The organism is Shigella sp. FC1567 (assembly GCF_001743015.1).
Lineage (GTDB): Bacteria > Pseudomonadota > Gammaproteobacteria > Enterobacterales > Enterobacteriaceae > Escherichia > Escherichia coli.
The window spans coordinates 1-1,127 of the sequence record NZ_MIIV01000303.1 but is presented as its reverse complement, the minus strand read 5'-3'; the positions used below and the strand labels follow the sequence as shown (position 1 = coordinate 1,127).

The 1,127-nt window shown below is 63.8% G+C and carries 1 pseudogene; it reads right to left on the bottom strand.

Going from position 1 to position 1,127, the window contains the following annotated elements:
• Positions 1 to 1,127: pseudogene (gene rhsC / locus BHE85_RS16255) on the bottom strand (rhs element protein RhsC); the annotation flags it as partial.

Sequence of the window (1,127 nt, the reverse complement as noted above, 5' to 3'; positions counted from 1 at the left end):
TTTTTCACCACCCGCTTCAGCCCGGCTTCACCCTGCGTGTGCAGCACTTCACGGCGGTTCAGGCTGTCGGTGATGGTGATGCGGTCCTTCTCATACTGATACGTGTAGCTTAAGCCTGCCGGGTTAAGCTGTTCTGTCACCCGCCCGTCGCTGTCGTAACGGTAACGGATTTCCGGCCGGCCCGTGTGACGGTGCGCCACCATCCGGCCCCGGTATTTATCATCGTAAGTAAAGCTACGCACCTGTGTATTGCTGCGGTCATACACTGCCGCCAGTTCGCCGCGCGGCGTCCAGCCATAGCGCACCAGCGGCGCGGCAGGTAAATTCTCCGGGTATTCCGGGTCGTGCGTCAGCCACACGGCAGACAGACGGATGCCGTTGTCCCGGCCATATTCGGTGTAACCCGGCAGGGTATCAGGAAAAGCGGACGGTTCCGTCCCGCCGGAAATGGCCTGCTGCCGGGCTTCTTCTGCCCGCTGCGCCTGCGTGGTCAGTACCAGTTGGAAGTGACGCCCGGCACCATCCGTCACGCCGGTGATTTCGCCGCTGAATTCACCGGCGGCTTCGCGGTGGAACGTCTGTGTGCGCCCGAAGCGGTCCACCAGCCCGGTCAGTACCCGGTACGGCGGCAGCGGCGCAGGCAGCACCTCATCCGCTTCCGGCACCCGCTCACACCAGCCGAGCAGCCACCACGGCCCCTGCGGACTGTTTGTCGCCAGATAACGATGCGGACTTAAGCGGAGTTCTTCCGGCAGCGCCTGCCAGAGTGCGGCCAGCCGGTGACCTTCATCCAGTTTCGCCACGCCGCCGCGCACCAGCCACAGTGACTCGCTGCGGCTGTAACCGTCCTCACCGGGAAACAGGTGCTCAAAATACAGGCTTCTGCCGCCGTTATCACTGAGTATCAGTGTGTTATCGCGCAGCTGTAAGCGGATATCCGCAGGCATTTTCCAGCCGGGGCCGAGGCTCCCCACCGGCGCGGGCGTTTTTGTCCGGTAACTGCTGTAGGTGCGGGAGAGGATGAACGGCAGCGGGCCGGGCAGGGCGATGTCGGTTTCACCGGGAAGGACCTTTGCACCGAGCAGCGGATTGACCGGATGGCCGGACGTCACCCCGCCGGGGCACAC